The organism is Pedobacter nyackensis, from assembly GCF_900176505.1.
GTDB classification, from domain to species: domain Bacteria; phylum Bacteroidota; class Bacteroidia; order Sphingobacteriales; family Sphingobacteriaceae; genus Pedobacter; species Pedobacter nyackensis.
In genome coordinates, this window is sequence record NZ_FWYB01000014.1 from 12,795 (window position 1) to 28,868 (window position 16,074).

Consider the following 16,074-nt stretch of genomic DNA (forward strand, 5'->3'; position numbering starts at 1 on the left):
TTCATTACCAGCCTGGATTTTGTACCAGTGAAGCATTTTTATCGATGTCACTCTGCGCAATTGGGAAAAGGTACATTTTATCGTTCCATACCCTGGTCTGCAATAACGTACGTTTGTTAAAATCTGTAAAAGCAAAGCCCTGATTGCCATCATTCGTGATGGTATTCATCCGGTAAATAGTCTGCACTTTTGAATCATTCATCATCAGTCTCCGGATCAGTGTAAAATAACGGTCGCCTTCAAATGCCAGTTCAACCTGTCTTTCCTGCAGAAGACGTTTTCTCATTTCATTCTGATTCCCTACTGCAGCAGGATAAACCACCTGTAAATCAGGAACACCGGCCCGTTGTCTTACCAGGTTCACATATTTTAAAACATCCGGGTTATTTGGCTCAATTTCGTTTAAGGCTTCAGCATAATTCAGGTACATCTCTGCAAGGCGCAAATGAATAAAGGGACGGTAAACCACTGCACTCGTTCTGATGTTGGAAGCAGGACTTACATTTTTGAGCACATCATAACCTGTAATGTCACCGTTATTATTTACCCCTACTCCAGATTTCCCTGAATAATAGAACTCGGCTCTTCCTGTACCATCTTTGTTCACATCAGAAGAAAAGAAGTTTCTATCATCCTGGGTAAGTGCTGGTAAAACAGGTTTCCCATTATATTGAATGCTTACATAAAACCTGGCTTCACGATTGGCATACATATTAGCGTTTCCTTTAACATACCCCCTGTTTAAACCATCTTTGGATTTGCCCCAGTTAGCCGGATCGTCAACTTGAACAAATCCGGTTTCCACATATTGCGACAGTGGGTCATCTATTGTCCTTCCGTTGCGCATATAAAATGCATCAACAACATTCTGGGTGGCGTTTTGCATGTCATATCCACCTGGTTTCGGTGCACAACGGACTTCGTGCCCCCACTGCCATGAGCCTGCCATGTTGGTAGAAAATAAGATTTCGGTGTTCCAATTTGTTAGAAACAAATTACGGAAAGAGAGATATGGATCAAACTGGCTATCGCCTTCATCCAGATTTGTGAAAAGTCTGTAGCCGGTCAGATCTATCACTGCCTTGGCAGCATTAGCAGCAGCCCTCCATTTATTCACATCATACTGTGATGGAGCCAAGGCTACTCCGTCTTTATTTTTTAAACTTGCAAATCTTGGATTGCCGTTCCATAATGGACTAGCTGCCCATAAGGTTAACTGAGATTTAACGGCAAGACAAGAGGCTTTGTTAGCCCTTCCATAATTTGATGATGAAGACCAGGTAGCTGGTAAATTAGCCGCTGCCCTGTCTAACAAGTCATTGATGTGTTCCACACATTCATTAAATGGTGCACGAGGGTATTTGTTATAGTCTTCATTAAGACTTAACTGCCCTGTAATTTTAACAAAGGGACCGTATTGTCTTAACAGTTTCCAATAAAACCAGCCTCTTAAAAATAGAGCTTCGGCCTTATATTGTTTTTTCAGATCAGCGCCAATTACAACATCAGATATCTTATCTATGTTTTGCTCAAATACAATACTTTGTCTGATGCCTGCATAATTCTGACCCCAGTAATACCAATAATTGCTTTGTGCATTCCAATTGCCAGAAGTCATGTGTCTTACGTTCACCCCCGGAATACTGCAGGAAGTCTCATCGCTTCCACCCAGCATAGTATAGTCATCGGCAGGAATACCAATACGTCCATAAACCTGGTTCAGGTATCCTTCCGCATTTGCCCTGGTTTCCCATAGCATATCGGAGGTCAGCAGGTTATCAGGTGCTACATCTAAATATTTACAGCCTGGGCCAGACAGCAATAAGCACAATGCAATGCTGCCTAAAAGAATATTTTTAAATATGTTATTCATCGTAATCATTATTAAATGGTTATTAAAACTGAGCCCTAATCCCAAAAGTCATCATCCTTGTAATGGGATATTTTGCACCATTAGATCCCAGTTCAGGATCCCATATTTTGAATTTACTGAAGGTCAAAAGGTTCTGTCCCGATGCATAGAAGTACAACACAGGGGTACCTGCTTTTTTTATCTTTTCTGAAGTAAGTGTATAACCCAGAGAAGCTTGTTTTAAACGAACATAAGAACCATCCTTAAGCCAGTGTGTACTGTTCAGATAATTGTTATCAGAAAGGCTACCCACCGATAAGCGGGGATAGTATGCATCCTGGCGTGGGTTATCTACAGTCCACCGGTCTAACACTTGCGCCATGGTATTGTTCGGGTATTGTCCCAGGCCCGAAAATGGCACGACACCTACCCCATTTACACCTGCACCATTGCCGGGAATAAGCGACCCGTTTGCCATGACGCCTACATCCCCAACGCCCTGAAAGAACAATGACAAATCGAATTTTTTATAGGCCATAGAGAAACCGGCACCATATAACCAGGAAGGAAATGGTGATTTACCTAGTCTTCTTGCATCATAAGCATCAATAACATCATCACCATTCTGATCTAAATAACGGATATCACCAGGCCTCACCACACCAAATTTTTGCTCGGGACGTGAATCAATATCATTCTGATCAGTATAATAACCATCAGCTACATAGCCAAAAAATTCATTGTGGGCAAAACCAGCCTGACTTTGATAAGCATACTTCCTTGCCGGCTCATCGGCAAAAATGATTTTATTCTTGCTATAGGTTATATTACCAAATACCCTTACACCAACTTTACCAATCTGGTCATTGTACTCAATACTGGCATCCATACCACGGTTGCTCATCTCCCCTAAATTAGCATAGACTGGTGTTCCGCCTAATCCGACTATGGAAGAGATGGATTCACGCATGATTAAAATATTTTTACGTCGCTCATCAAATCCATCAATAATAAGATTTAACTTATTGAACAGCCCTATTTCAAATCCGACGCCTCCCTTGTATGCTTTTTCCCAGGTCAGATTTTCTACTCCTATCAGATTTTCCGTTAAGCCTCCATACCAGGTACCGTTTAGCCCGAACCCGGTGCTTGAACCATCACCTATTTGCGTTAAATAGGGGAATCTCTTTTCATCGCCAATGTTATCATTCCCCACAACACCATAAGAACCGCGGAGCTTTAATAAGTTGAACGTATTGGTAAATGGCTTAAAGAAATTCTCATTGGAAATTACCCAGCCCCCTGATATAGAAGGGAAAAGTCCGAATTTACTTCCCTTTTGAAAGTTTTCAGAACCTGTATAACCAGCATTCACTTCCAGCAGGTATTTATCCATATAACCATAGGTGATCCTTCCGGCCAGACTTTGATTACGGAATGGGATTGCATCGATCACATCTCCTGCAGTACTTTTAAGTCTGTTTCGCATATTATACAAAAACATGGCACCCACACGGTGATTGCTGAAGGTACGGTCGTAATTCAAGTTTCCTTCCAGGTACATGATCCTTTCACCATCTGATCCCTGACCATAACCTAAAAACTGCTGCCCTATCCTGTTTTGAGTGAACAACAATTCACCGTTGCCATCACGGCCTATAGCCAGCCAGTTGTCGTTAACACCAGTCCTTCTGTTGTTAAAGTCCCCATAACTATCAAAGGAGAATCTGGCGTAGGATGACAGCCCTGATGTCAGGGCATCTAACTTTTGAGTCACCGTAAAAACAGATTGCACAGCCGGCCTGAACTCATCAGAATAACCATTATTTTGCACTGCATTTAATGGGTTGACACCTCCATTGGGTGTCGGGCCCGCCCATTTCCCATCCGGATACTTTGTTGGATAAGCAACAGGGGTTGTGGCATAAGACTGGTACCATAGACTACCCGCACCTATACCCGGATAACGTGCGTTTACCAGCATCGCACCAATATTTAATTGCAAGAGTGTACTTCGGGTAACATTGACATCAATGTTACTTCTAAAATCATAGCGTTTAAAATTCAGGTTGGGATTGTAACCGTTTAACTTCTCAACTTTATAGGGCCCCGTCTGATTGTAAAATGAACTCGAAATATAATAACGTACAGTTTCTGTACCGCCATTTATATTCAAGTTTGCGTTGGTTAAGGTTGAATGTTCTTTATAAACCTCATCAATCCAGTTCACATTCGGATATAGATAAGGATCCAGGCCACTGGCCGTTTTCTGTATCAGTTCGTTAGAAAAATTAGGCAGCAGTCCCATGTTGATTCTGGCCTCATTGAACAACTCCATGTATTGAATTCCGTTCAGCATTTTTGGTCTTTCCGTAAAACTGGTTATTCCGGTTTCTGCTTTTAAAGATATTTTCGGTTTACCTGCTACCCCTCTTTTCGTTGTAATGATTAGTACGCCGTTGGCACCTTTTGCACCGTACATGGCTGTTGATGAAGCATCTTTAAGCAGGGAGATACTGGCAACATCTTCAGGATCGATGTTGTTAAAAGATCCTCCAAAAGCGCCGTTTACATCATCTCGCTGTACACCATCCACAATAATAAGTGGTGAAGTATTTCCGGTAAAAGTTCCCAGTCCGCGAATGGTGAATTGAGAATTATCATAGCCGGGTTCACCACTGGATTGCATGGAAATGATACCAGCTACCTTACCAGCCAATGCATTGGACAGACTGGCTACTGGCGTTCTCATATCTGCCATGTTCACTGAACTGATAGATCCGGTTACCGTGATCTTTTTTTGCGTTCCATAACCAACTACAACAACTTGTTCGAGTTCACCAACCACCTCTTTAAGTATAACATTTATAGTCGTCCGGCCATTAACAGCAATTTCCTGGGTTGTAAAACCTGTATAAGAAAAGAGGAGAACAGCGTTGGTCGCGGTAACCGCAATACTGAAATCTCCGTTACTATTGGTGGTACCACCACCAGTTTCACCTTTTATCCGTACCGTTACACCCGGAATTCCTTGTCCTTTCATGTCCGTAACACGGCCACGTATATCAATTGCACGGATAGCAAGTCTGCCCTTTAATGGAATTTCTATTTTTTCCTTTAATACAATTGTACGGTCTTCTATAGTATAAGACACTGGCTGGCCAATAAATAGCCTGTCCAGCACATCATCCAGCAAGGCTTCTTTTACATTTATATCTACCGTTTTTGCGTTTTGCACCAATTCATCCGTATAGATAAAATCATAATTACTTTGCTTTCGTATTTCCTTAAAAACACTTTTCAGGGTCGCCTTCTTTTTAGAAAGGGTAATCCTCTGGGCGAAACCTGCTGCACTCACCTGCATTATGGTTGCTATTAATATCACGGTGGTTAATCGCATAATCAGCAATAGTTTATCGACATACCTGTTGGGTACACCAAGTTCATTAGCATAATTTTTATACATTTGTTAGTCTGGTTATTCGCAGGTTAACCTTGATCCTTAAAGATCTATAGTTGTCCGCGGGTTAAAGTTGGTTAAATCGCATTTTATTGACTTAGTAATCCAGGTATTGGCCAGTTGTGTTGCAAGCACTTCTGGCTTTTTTCTTTTTAAGATTACTTTATGGGTTGAGTAGTTATTTGGTAACTATAATCCTCCTTTCTTCTATTTTAAAGTGAACCTTATTGGTTAATTGTAATTTTTGGAGGACTTTGGATACATTGCTGAAACGGCTCACAGTACCACCAAACCCATCTTTGGGTCTATCACCTTCAAATACAACTTCTACGTCATACCATCTTGAAATCTTTCTCATTACCGATTCTATATCTTCGCTTTCAAACATAAAATATCCGTTTTTCCAGGCTAAAACTTCGTCAATATTGGCCTCGGTAATTGTCAAACCATCGGGGCCTACTACAGCCTGTTTTCCAGGTGAAAGCACTTTTTCGGTTCCAGCGGCTTCAACCAATACTGATCCTTCAATCAATGTAGTTTTGGTAAGCGGTTCATCAGCATAGCTGTTTATATTAAAGTGTGTACCCAATACTTTTATTTCCTGTTTATCGGTTACGACTATAAAAGGCATCCTGCGTTCCTTGTGCTTTGCCTCTTCATCCTTCATTACAACTTTTGCCACCTCAAAATACGCTTCCCCTTTTAACTGTACACGTCGCTCTTTAAGGTCAGCAAAAGAAGCCGGATAAGTCAATACCGAGGCTGCATTCAGCAACACCTTACTTCCGTCAGGCAATACAATCAGATATTGTCCACCCTTTGGTGTTTCTATCGTGTTGGGTGTTGAGTTTCCAGCTTTACCCGGTTTTACGGTGTAGACAATTTTTCCATCAGCTAGTTTGGTCACCACTACGCCACCCTGTGCAGCCAGCTCACCATTTTTTGCATCGGTAAGGATTATTTTTTTACCATTAGCCAATGTAAGTATTGCTTTATTACCACCAGGAGCTATATCCTGAACCAAATCACCTATATTCTTTTGTCCGGAAAAATAATAGAAAGTCCCGGCACCGAGGGTCACCAGAATAACCGCAGCGGCAGCAATTTTTCTCCAGAGTGCTACGCTTAAAGAAAGCGTAGTTGTCTTATTATTTTCTTCGGTAATCGTATGTTGTATTTTATCATGAAGTCCAGAGACTACTTCAAATGACAGCGCCAATTGGTGGTCGCTATTTACCAATGCCGCAGCGTCTTCAGTCAGTACAAACTCCCATTCACTTTTATAACTGCCTTCCTCAATCAGCATTAGTACTTTTTCAAGTTCTGTTTTACTGCATTGATTGTTTAAATATTTTATAAATAACTGTATGATTTCGTTGTTCAATTTTTCCTCCTTTTGTAACTAATACAAATGGCGACAACGATACATCTATCCGGGAGAAAAAAAAATATAATTATTTTGTTACAGCTGCCAATAAGACCAGCACGGCAGTTCGCATTACAATAAAACCTCGGATAGTTTTAAGGGCTTTAACCATTTGATTATTGACTGTACTTTCAGAAACACCCAATTCTTCTGCTGCCTGCTTATAAGTCAGCCCCTGAATCCGGCAGCGAATGAAGACTTCTTTTCTTTGTACTGGCAAACTATTTATCGCTTCCATGAATATCGAACTGCTTTCCGTATAATCGATTAAAAGTTCAGTAGCATTCTCTTCACTAACTGTACTTTTTTTGATCTCCTCCATGATGTTAACTTCATGTTGGGCCCGCTTCAACAGATTAAGCAGGTGCCTGCGGGCAATGGTATACAAATACGGCTTAAACTGCTGCTCGCAATCAATTTTCTCACGATTTTCCCAAACCTTAATAAAAGTATCATGCACAACATCCTCTGCAAGTGCCGATGACTTAGCTGTCCTTAATACAAAATAGTTTAGTTGTTTGACATGTAAATAATACAGACTACTTAGCGCATTTGCATCTCCTTGTGCAAGAAGATTAAGCAGTTTTTTCTCACTGTAGTTACTATAAGTGTTCATTTGGATTGGTTAGCGATTCTAAACTACAAAAATTAACACACACTGTACCTTTTGAGCAGTAAATACCTTCACCTTATCAGTAATTATTAATTTACTATATTTATTTTTTGAGTATACCAGTTCGCTACATGATAGAATCCAGGTCATTTCGGTTTCATTTTAACACTTAGATTTTAAATTAACATTAAAATATCTACCTTCGCCATAGATAATATATACAATATGTCAAAACTCAGTATTTTAAGTGATTACGAGCTAACCCAATTATTGAAGGATGGTGATCGTAGTGCTTTTACTGAAATATATGACAGATATTTTTGGCAGCTTCATGCCCATGCCTATAAATGGATGCGCAATAGAGAAGAAACAAAGGACATTATCCATGAGCTTTTCTTAGCCTTATGGGAAAAGCGCGAAACACTATCTTTTGAACCTAGTCTGCTCAATTACCTTTCTGCAGCGGTAAGGAATCGCATTTTTAACGTGCTATCGCACAAACGCATTGAATCTGCATATATCACCTCTTTAGATAGTTTTATAAATGAAGGGACCTGCCTTACTGATCACCTGGTTAGGGAAAAACAGTTAACGGAGATTATTGAGCATGAAATTTCCGGCATGCCCTACAAAATGAGGGAGGTTTTTGAATTGAGCAGAAAAGAAAACCTAAGCCATAAAGAGATTGCCTGTCAACTAAACATCTCTGAGCTCACTGTTCGTAAACATGTTCAGCACGCGCTAAAAATACTGCGTTACAAACTAGGAATCTATCTTATCCTATCTTTTTTAATGAACACTTAATTATTTTCATTTTTATTTACCCCCTCTATATCACTCAACTGTATCTCTTTATAGGGCATTAAATGTCTGATAGGATATGGAAGAAAATAAGGCACAGGCACTGTTAAAAAAATACTTAGCAGGAAATTGTACTGAAGAAGAAAAAGCAATGTTGGAATCGTGGTATCTAGAACGAGATCTGGAAATTTATCCGGATATGAATGCGGAGGAGCGTTTAGCAGATAAACAGCAGATACTGGCTTCCCTTGAGCAAGCCATTGCGCCTAAAAAACGAAACATCCTGTGGCCAAAAATGGCAGGTATTGCAGCTGTAGCATTTGTAACCATCAGCTTTGGCCTGTACACCTATCTGATTAAAAACTCACCGGTACAGCAGTCTCCAGTGATGGCAAAAGCTGATGTACCTCCAGGTGGAAATAAAGCCGTGCTTACCCTGGCCAACGGACAAACCATTAATTTGAGCAGTAATAAAAAAGGGATTGTAATTAAAACCGGTACGCTGGCCTATAACGATGGTACGAAAATCAATACCACAACAACAGATCAGCGTCAAACTTCTGCAAAAAACATCATAAGTACTCCAGTAGGCGGAAACTACCAAGTCGTTTTACCTGATGGCACTCAGGTTTGGCTCAATTCAGCGTCATCTTTAAGCTACCCTACTAATTTTAACGCCCGGGATCGGAAAGTAGAAATAACCGGAGAGGCTTATTTTGAAGTAGCGAAAATGATGATTAAGGATAAAGCAAACCAGGGCAAGGAGCGCAGAATGCCTTTTGTTGTCGAAAGTAAAGATCAAATTGTAGAAGTGCTTGGCACACACTTTAACATCAATAGCTATATGGATGAGAATGCCACAAAAACCACACTATTAGAAGGCTCCGTTCGTGTGTCAGCTTCCGGCGCTCGTCACTCAAACCTTCAGCAGCATAATGTAGTGCTCAAGCCCAATCAACAAGCTATTTTAACCGGTTCCAATCAGATTACTGTACAACAAGTTGATGCAGAATCAGAAATTTCCTGGAAAAATGGCTATTTCAAGTTTAACGAGGATATTAAAAGCATCATGAATAAGATTGCCCGCTGGTACGATGTAGATGTGGTATACAAACCGGGGGTAGATTTAAGTCAGACCTTTTCAGGAGAAGTTTCTAATTCAAGAAACGTTTCTGTACTGCTAAAAGTAATGGAACTCACAGGAAATGTACACTTTAAAGTTGAAGGAAGGAGGATCATCGTTATGCCCTAACATTACCCATAAAGATGATCTTTAAAAGAAGCCGGGAATGATTGGACCCATCCCCGGCAGAATGTAAGGGCTCTAAAATCCGCGGCTTAAGCGGAATCTTATCTAATTGACAATTATCTAAACCCTAAAATCAAATGTATGATTTTTTACCTAAACGTTAAACGTGGTGGAAGCCACAGTATTAATCGAAAACTCATCATGCGGATCAACTTATCGATATTTTTCATCTTACTGGCTATGATACAAGTATCTGCCAAAGGTGTATTCGCGCAGAAAATTACGCTGAACAGAACCAACAGCAGCCTTAACCAGGTCATAAAAGACATCCGTACACAGAGTGGATATGATTTCTTTTATAACAATGCATTGATTGTAAAAGCACGACCAGTTTCCATACATGTAAAAAATGTATCGCTGGAAGAAGCCCTGAATAAATGCTTCGCAAACCAATCCTTTACCTACCGCATCACCGATAAAGTGGTGATCATTACGGAGAAAGAAACCAATATAGCTACACAAACAGCGCTTATGCAAGAGTCCATTACCGGAAAGGTGGTAGACACACTGGGAATGCCACTGCCGGGCGCTACAGTTAAGATTAAGGGTACTACAAAGGTAACGATAACTGATGCCAGCGGTGTATTTGTGTTTAAAGGTGTAAATGACAATCCCATTCTTGAAATCTCTTTCCTTGGCTTTGTTAGTCGCGAAGTAAAGGCCAGCAGCAACATGGGCAAGATTGTTTTACAATCGGCGCAATCCGGATTAAATGAAGTTGTAGTTACTGCAATGGGCATCTCCAGAGAGAAAAAAGCACTAGGATACGCTGTTCAGGAAGTGAAATCAGAAGAATTGACCACCCGACCAACTAACGCATTAAGCGCAATTTCCGGTAAGGTTTCTGGTTTACAGGTAATCTCCTCGGGTGGTAACATGGGTGGATCAACCCGCGTTCTGCTTCGCGGAATCAATTCCATCACCGGAAATAACCAACCGCTTTATGTAATTGATGGCACCCCGATCGACAACTCAGATCTGAACACTTCATCTACTGTGAATGGAAGTGCCGGTAAAGATGTAGGGAATCTGATTCAGGACATCAATCCGGATGATATAGAAAATATTTCAGTCCTTAAAGGACCTTCTGCCGCTGCATTATATGGCTCAAGAGCTGCCAATGGGGTAATTTTGATAACGACAAAAAAAGGAAGTAAGAAAGATAAATTCGACATTACGCTAAATACCGGACTTGATCTGGAAAATATTGTGCGTTTACCTACCAGACAGCATTTATATGGGCAGGGCTACGCCAACACCTTTGCTAAGGCAACAATTAATGGTAAAGAATATAATATTGTGGACTATGCTGCTGATGAAAGCTGGGGACCAAAACTTGATGGAACGCCGGTACTACACTGGTATAACCTGGATCCGGAATATCCGGCCGACTACTTGAACCCGCAACCCTGGGTTTACCCTAAAGACGATGTAAACTACTTCTTCCGTACCGGTATTGCTAACACCAATAACATTGCGGTGAGCGGATCCAGTGGTCAAACCCATTACCGTTTATCCTACACCAATAAAAATGTTCGGGGTACGGTTCCAAATTCCAGTTTAGGTCGTAATGCCGTAAACTTTTCAGGCGCTACACAACTTGGAATTGTAAATGTATTCAGCAACCTGAATTTTATTAAAAACAATACTATGGGAAGACCATGGACCGGTGCCTCTAACCGTAACATCATGCTCGAAGCCTTCCAATGGGGTGGCGTACAGGTTGATTACAAAAAACTGAGCGAATACAAAAGAGCTGACGGCACGGCGCGTCCGTGGAACAGAACAGGTTACCAGAATACGCCAACTGATGAAGCAACCCGCTTTATCGACAACCCGTACTGGTCTGCCTACGAAAGTTACATGGAAGAAAACCGCGATAGGCTTTATGGAAACATGGGCTTCACTATAGATGCCAATAGCTGGCTTAAATTAACGGGAAGAGTACATGCTGATGTGTATACTTCTGAATACCAGGACCGCATAGCGGTATACTCCCGTTCTCAATCACAATATCAAGAATACACCAACCACTTTAACGAATTCAATTACGAGTTTTTGGCTAGCGCTAAAAAAACATGGAATGAGTTCTCCTTATCGGGAAACATTGGTGGAAACATCAGAGATGTAAAACGCCGTATAAGTGATGGTTTAACGCAGGGGGGCCTAATTATCCCGCAATACTACAATCTTAAAAACGCACCTATTGTACTTAATAACAATAACTTTTATCACAAACAGGTCTATTCATTGTACGGAAATTTCTCTGCCGGATGGAAAGGAATGCTATATCTGGATGGAACTTTACGCAATGACTGGTCGTCGACCCTTCCTGTAAACAATAATTCATTCATCTACCCGTCCCTAACCGGAAGCTTTGTATTTAGTGAACTTCCAGGTTTAAAAAAACAGGAATGGCTTGATTTTGCCAAAGTACGTTTAGGCTGGGCACAGGTAGGTAATGATACTGATCCGTATCAACTGTTACCTGTTTTTGAACCGCAACAGTCATTTAACGGAGGTTCATCTTACCGTTTACCAGTTACACTAAATAACCCTATGTTAAAACCAGAGATCACCAGTTCTGTAGAAACGGGGATAAATGTACAAATGTTTAAAAACCGTTTGGGACTTGATGTAACCTATTACAACAACAACAGTCGCAACCAGATCCTTCCTGTACCTATGTCTGCAGCCTTTGGCTATGACAACAAGGTGTTAAATGCAGGAAAAATAAACAACAAAGGTATAGAGGTTACCTTGAATGGTACCCCGATAAAAAGTGATGACTTTGAATGGAACAGTACGCTTAACTGGTCTAGAAACCGGAACAAAGTGCTTTCCCTGGACAAAGGTGTAAACACGCTGGAACTAAGCAATCTGCTGGTAACTTTAGTAGCTCAGGAAGGCAAACCTTACGGACAAATCATGGGTAATGATTTTGTGTATGCACCAGATGGACAACGTGTGGTACAGGCAGATGGGACTTACCTTAAAACCTCACAACAAGTAGCGCTGGGTAGTGTCTTACCGGATTATCTGTTTGGTTTCCAAAATACCTTCAGCTATAAAAAAATGCGTTTAAGCTTCCTGATAGATGGAAGAATGGGCGGAAGTTTCTTCTCGCAGACCTATAAAGTAGGTATGTATTCAGGCGTGTTAGACCGTACTGCAGCAAATGGCATCAGGGAAACCGGCATTGTTGTAGATGGCGTGAAAGCTGATGTAGCTTTCCATCCTGATGGTTCATACACAGTGACCAATACCCGTAAAAATGACACGAACATTTCGGCATTGGCCTGGGCAAGAAATGAGTACAATGGACCTACCACCTTTAGTGTCTTTGATGCTTCGTACATTAAATTAAGGGAGCTAACCCTCGGTTATACTTTCGACCTGAAAAAGACCAGTGCTATCCGCTCTCTTGGGCTAACTGCATACGGCAGAAACCTTTGGAACATCTACACCAAGAGTAAATACATTGATCCGGAATTCACCAACAGTGGCGGCAACGTACAGGGCATAGAGGGAGGTAACATTCCAGTTCCAATCACCTATGGCTTAAATGTAAGTGTTAAGTTTTAACCCAAAAAATTACTGAGATGAACTTTTATAACAAAATATCAGCCCTTGCATTATTGTCACTTACAGCATTTGCTTCGTGCAGCGACGATAAACTGGCAGAAATCAATATAGATCCGAACAGACCGGGCAATGTGCCTACCCCTACCCTTATTTTATCTGCTGAGAAACAGATCATGGACAATGTAAGGAACCTGGATTTTTCATTGAATGGCACCATGCTGTTTGCACAGTACTACAGTCAGAATATTTATACAGATCAAAGTCGTTACGATATTCCGAAAAACACATCAGATCGTTATTGGGCTGATGGTTTTAAGGCTTTAAATAACTTAAATGAGATCATAAAACTAAATACCAATCCGGCCACTAAGGCCATTGCTGCTGCAGGTGCTGTTGCAGGTACAAATGCCAACCAGATTGCGATCTGCCGTGTATTAAAGGTCTTTACCTTTCATTCCCTGAGCGATGCATTTGGGGATATACCTTACCAATCATTTGCTGGTGCAGATCCTTCATTTGAAGCTCTGCAACAAAACCCTGATAACTATACCCCAAAGTATGCTACCCAGGAAAAAATTTATACGGATATGCTGAATGAACTAAAACAGGCAGCTGATACTTTATGGAAATATCCAACAGCCAATACTTTTGGCGTTTCGGATGTTATATACAAAGGCAACAATGAAAACTGGGCGAGGTTTGCCAACTCATTACGTCTGCGCTTAGCCACTAGAATCCGTGGTAAATTACCTACGCTTTCGCAACAACATTTTGCTGAAGCGCTGGCTCAGGGTGTATTTACATCCAATACACATACCGCTGCATTTAAGTACAGTATTTCGGCGCCAAATGAAGCTCCGCTTTACAAAGGAACGGTTACGGCTAACCGTCAGGATTTTGCGGTATCACACATCCTCATCAATTCCTTAAAAGGAGAATTGGGGCCTTTTAACACCTTAGATCCTCGTTTACCAATCTATGCACGACCTAATAAAAACAATGAGTTTATTGGTCAGCCTTACGGTTTACCGTTAGAAGTTGCCGGAGTTAATAAGCCTGCCGACATCAGCTTACCAGGCATATTGGTTAATGCAGCAGATTTTAGCGAAGTACTTCAGGAATATGCGGAGGTAGCATTTTTGATCTCTGAATACCAAAATTGGAGCGATAGCGAATACAAAAAAGGGGTTGTAGCCTCCCTGACCCGTTGGGGTATTGCACAACCAGCTGCGCAGACCTACGCGAACAATCTACCTGCAGCAACTAAAGAAAGGGTGTTGACACAAAAATACTTTGCGCTTTATACCCAAGGATTGGAGGCCTGGTCGGAAATTCGCCGTACGGGATTCCCTAGCTTTTTGGTTAAACCAAATGATATCGTTTGGACAAGAGTACTTCCTACCGGAACTGTTAATTACGTATTTAAGCCAGTGTTCGGAGATGGTATACCTAAGCGTATCTATTATCCGTTAAAAGAACAAAGTGTAAACAAAACCAATTACCAGCAGGCACTTACTGCCCAGGGAGATGATGTGATCACCACTCCACTCTGGTGGAATAAATAAACTTAGCTATGAAAACATTATTAGTTTACCTGATCTGTTTATTCCCGGCCTTTGTAATGGCCCAGGATACCAAACCGGATGATCGCGGTTATAAAGTAAAAGTGGGAGATATTGTACCCAGTGATTTTAAACTGGTTTTATCCAACGGAAAAACGACTAGCCTATCCGAGTTGAAAGGAAAAGTAGTTGTTCTACAGTTTACTGCCAGCTGGTGCGAGGTATGTCGCGAAGAAATGCCACACCTGGAAAAGGATGTATGGCAGGCTTATAAAGATAAAGGATTAATGTTGATCGGTGTAGATCGTGATGAGCCACTAAAAGTGGTACAAAAATTTGCGAAGGACATGAAGATCAGCTATCCATTGGCTCTTGATCCGAATGCAGATATCTTTGGCCGTTTTGCAGATAAAAAAAGTGGCGTAACCAGAAATGTAGTGATCGACCAGGAAGGAAAAATCGCTTACCTTACCCGTCTATACAACAAAGAAGAATTTGAAGGTATGCTTGCTGCAATTGATAAATTACTTAAATAACAGCAGATTTGAATAATTAATGAAAAGGCTAAGGGCATGCAGTCCTTAGCCTATTTCATTTTCTAACCAATTGTGTGTGTTGGTATATGCTGAATTGAAAAAATCGCAATGATATTTCCTATAACGCTATTTCCCTTTAATAATTATTCGTGGGTGTAGATCTTTTTCTTCTTTAGCTGTTGCTGAAATTTTGTTGCCTGTTTTTTAGAAAGTATAACCGGATTAAAAACAACCGCACTAAGTGGCACGTCATTCTTATCTGTAGCCATAGCATTGATGGCATCTGCCACCTCCATGCCTTCTACGATTTCACCAAAGATGGTATAGTCCTGGTCCAAATGCGGTGTCCCTCCTGCTGTTTTATAAATTGCTCTCTGTGCTGCAGGAATCTTTCTGTTCTTTTTTTGTTCGATGGCATCCAGCTGTGCATCGGTTTGCTTTTTCCCTACTACCAGATAGATCTGTGTAAAGTAAGATGCTTTCTCCGCATTATCATCTCTGCCAGCTCCTAGCGCTCCTTTTTTATGGAATAGGTTTGGTTTAATTTCTGCCGCGAACCTTTTTGCACCAAGCTCCGGATGTCGCTTTTCTCTGTTTAGTATGGTATCGTCCAATTCTCCCCCCTGACTTACAAAGGATTTTATGACACGGTTAAATTCTGCATTTTTATACCAACCCTTTTTTATCCCCGTCAAAAACATATCCCTGTGTTTTGGCGTTTCGTCGTACAACATAATGGTGATGTCATCTTTATTGGTCATAAAGCGCACAAAAGTAGATTGGGCTTTTACCTGTGTAACTAATAAAACCAGAAAAAGGGAAAATATAATTCTTTTCATAAGATCAGGAAATTTAATCAGCCAAGATACAATTCAATCAGCACCAGTTAAAATTCAGAGAAAAAAATAAAACATCTACTAAACCTTTACC

At 40.9% G+C, this 16,074-nt stretch carries 10 protein-coding genes; 5 read left to right on the forward strand and 5 right to left on the reverse strand.

Features of this window, described 5'->3' with window-relative positions:
• Window positions 1–4 precede the first annotated feature (4 nt).
• The 4 genes from B9A18_RS19910 to B9A18_RS19925 all read right to left on the reverse strand — a co-directional run bounded on the left by B9A18_RS19910 (window position 5) and on the right by B9A18_RS19925 (window position 7,354).
• A complete protein-coding gene (locus tag B9A18_RS19910) occupies window positions 5–1,873 on the reverse strand; it encodes a RagB/SusD family nutrient uptake outer membrane protein (RefSeq protein ID WP_084291308.1) in 1,869 nt (622 codons plus the stop codon).
• Window positions 1,874–1,895: 22 nt separating this feature from the next.
• Window positions 1,896–5,318 (reverse strand): TonB-dependent receptor, encoded by a 3,423-nt coding sequence (locus B9A18_RS19915; RefSeq protein WP_084291309.1) that lies wholly within the window; start codon window positions 5,316–5,318, stop codon window positions 1,896–1,898.
• Between the two features lie 172 nt (window positions 5,319–5,490).
• A complete protein-coding gene (locus B9A18_RS19920) occupies window positions 5,491–6,696 on the reverse strand; it encodes a FecR family protein (RefSeq protein WP_084291310.1) in 1,206 nt (401 codons plus the stop codon).
• 70 nt (window positions 6,697–6,766) lie between these two features.
• The gene (locus B9A18_RS19925; protein ID WP_084291311.1) at window positions 6,767–7,354 is read right to left on the reverse strand and encodes an RNA polymerase sigma factor; all 588 of its coding nucleotides are present in this window, start codon (window positions 7,352–7,354) and stop codon (window positions 6,767–6,769) included.
• Between the two features lie 222 nt (window positions 7,355–7,576).
• On the opposite strand from B9A18_RS19925, the gene B9A18_RS19930 reads away from it, so the two are divergent.
• From B9A18_RS19930 to B9A18_RS19950, 5 genes are all read left to right on the forward strand, one after another.
• Window positions 7,577–8,155: an RNA polymerase sigma factor gene (locus tag B9A18_RS19930; protein ID WP_084291312.1), complete on the forward strand. Its 579-nt coding sequence runs from the start codon at window positions 7,577–7,579 to the stop codon at window positions 8,153–8,155.
• A 76-nt stretch (window positions 8,156–8,231) separates the two neighbouring features.
• Entirely contained in the window at window positions 8,232–9,404 is a 1,173-nt protein-coding gene (locus B9A18_RS19935) for a FecR family protein (RefSeq protein ID WP_084291313.1), read from the forward strand.
• Window positions 9,405–9,542: 138 nt separating this feature from the next.
• Window positions 9,543–13,046: a SusC/RagA family TonB-linked outer membrane protein gene (locus tag B9A18_RS19940; protein WP_084291314.1), complete on the forward strand. Its 3,504-nt coding sequence runs from the start codon at window positions 9,543–9,545 to the stop codon at window positions 13,044–13,046.
• Window positions 13,047–13,063: 17 nt separating this feature from the next.
• A complete protein-coding gene (locus B9A18_RS19945) occupies window positions 13,064–14,611 on the forward strand; it encodes a SusD/RagB family nutrient-binding outer membrane lipoprotein (RefSeq protein WP_084291315.1) in 1,548 nt (515 codons plus the stop codon).
• A gap of 8 nt (window positions 14,612–14,619) precedes the next feature.
• Complete coding sequence (locus tag B9A18_RS19950) at window positions 14,620–15,144, forward strand: TlpA disulfide reductase family protein (RefSeq protein WP_084291316.1); 525 nt, start codon at window positions 14,620–14,622, stop codon at window positions 15,142–15,144.
• A gap of 143 nt (window positions 15,145–15,287) precedes the next feature.
• Here B9A18_RS19950 and B9A18_RS19955 read toward each other — a convergent pair whose 3' ends face one another.
• Complete coding sequence (locus B9A18_RS19955) at window positions 15,288–15,983, reverse strand: peptidylprolyl isomerase (protein ID WP_084291317.1); 696 nt, start codon at window positions 15,981–15,983, stop codon at window positions 15,288–15,290.
• Between the last annotated feature and the right edge of the window lie 91 nt (window positions 15,984–16,074).

Excerpts from the sequence above, each read along its gene's own strand:
- B9A18_RS19910 (WP_084291308.1), bottom strand. The coding sequence starts at position 1,873 with ATGAATAACATATTTAAAAATATTCTTTTAGGCAGCATTGCATTGTGC.
- B9A18_RS19915 (WP_084291309.1), bottom strand. The coding sequence starts at position 5,318 with ATGTATAAAAATTATGCTAATGAACTTGGTGTACCCAACAGGTATGTC.
- B9A18_RS19925 (WP_084291311.1), bottom strand. The coding sequence starts at position 7,354 with ATGAACACTTATAGTAACTACAGTGAGAAAAAACTGCTTAATCTTCTT.
- B9A18_RS19930 (WP_084291312.1), top strand. The coding sequence starts at position 7,577 with ATGTCAAAACTCAGTATTTTAAGTGATTACGAGCTAACCCAATTATTG.
- B9A18_RS19935 (WP_084291313.1), top strand. The coding sequence starts at position 8,232 with ATGGAAGAAAATAAGGCACAGGCACTGTTAAAAAAATACTTAGCAGGA.
- B9A18_RS19940 (WP_084291314.1), top strand. The coding sequence starts at position 9,543 with ATGATTTTTTACCTAAACGTTAAACGTGGTGGAAGCCACAGTATTAAT.
- B9A18_RS19945 (WP_084291315.1), top strand. The coding sequence starts at position 13,064 with ATGAACTTTTATAACAAAATATCAGCCCTTGCATTATTGTCACTTACA.
- B9A18_RS19950 (WP_084291316.1), top strand. The coding sequence starts at position 14,620 with ATGAAAACATTATTAGTTTACCTGATCTGTTTATTCCCGGCCTTTGTA.
- B9A18_RS19955 (WP_084291317.1), bottom strand. The coding sequence starts at position 15,983 with ATGAAAAGAATTATATTTTCCCTTTTTCTGGTTTTATTAGTTACACAG.